This window comes from Aeromonas sp. HMWF015 (assembly GCF_963878965.1).
GTDB lineage: Bacteria > Pseudomonadota > Gammaproteobacteria > Enterobacterales > Aeromonadaceae > Aeromonas > Aeromonas veronii.
On sequence record NZ_CAWNZT010000112.1, the window covers coordinates 1 to 1,001 of the forward strand.

Below are 1,001 nucleotides of genomic sequence, written 5' to 3' on the forward strand. Positions count from 1 at the left end.
CTCCGGCAGGCCGGAGTGCTCCCGCAGCGGGAAGGCCACGTTGTCGTAGACCGTCATGCCGGTAAACAGGGCGCCGCTCTGGAACAGCATGCTCATCCGCTTGCGCACTTCATAGAGGCGCGAACGGGAGAGGGTGGGGATATCTTCCCCGTCAAACAGAATGTGACCGGACTCCGGCTTGAGCTGGCCACCGATCAGCCGCAGCAGGGTGGTTTTACCGATGCCGCTCGGGCCCATGACGGCGGTCACCTTGCCACGAGGAATGGTCAGGTTGATCCCGTCATACAACAGCCGATCTCCGTGACTGAAGGTCAGGTCGGAGATGGTGATCAGGTCATTGTTCAAACAATTGTCCATCCGGTGTAAATGAGGTGCGAATTTTATGGGGTAGTCTAGGTCTAAGCAACAGCAAGGAACAACTATTGAACAGGCTGCAAGCCCATTTGCACGACAGTTTTCTGTAACAAAGTGCGTCATCGAGAGCGGGACTTGCCATCCGATTCGCTTATCCGGGCAGACTTTTTTATAATCCCGCAGCTAATTTCGGCCCGGAGCTGTGTCTTTATGTCTGTAAAGCCTGAGAAAGTGTCTGAACTGTTCGATTTTCGTCGCAGTGCCCGCGCGGTGCTGGACACAGAAAAGCAAGCCATTGATGGACTCTATCAGTATCTGAACGACGCCTTCGACAAGGCGTGCGAAATGGTGCTGCGCTGCGGTGGCAAGATAGTGGTCACCGGCATGGGCAAATCGGGCCATATCGGCAGCAAGATCGCCGCCACCCTCGCCAGCACCGGCACACCGGCCTTCTTCCTTCATCCGGGAGAAGCGAGTCACGGCGATCTGGGGATGATCTCCAGCGGCGACCTTATAATCGCTATCTCCAACTCCGGCGAGAGTGACGAAATCCTGGCCCTGCTGCCGGTACTGAAGCGCCGCGGCATTCCGCTCATCTGCATGACCGGTAATCCCGCCTCCACCATGGCCAAAGAGGCCAACGTGCA

At 56.9% G+C, this 1,001-nt stretch carries 2 protein-coding genes; one reads left to right on the forward strand and one right to left on the reverse strand.

Annotated features, from left to right (window positions below; translation table 11 throughout):
* A partial coding sequence (locus tag AACS18_RS05600) for an ATP-binding cassette domain-containing protein (protein WP_146184747.1) occupies nt 1–357 on the reverse strand: 357 nt, incomplete at its 3' end.
* Between the two features lie 207 nt (nt 358–564).
* On the opposite strand from AACS18_RS05600, the gene AACS18_RS05605 reads away from it, so the two are divergent.
* A partial coding sequence (locus tag AACS18_RS05605) for a KpsF/GutQ family sugar-phosphate isomerase (RefSeq protein WP_146184748.1) occupies nt 565–1,001 on the forward strand: 437 nt, incomplete at its 3' end.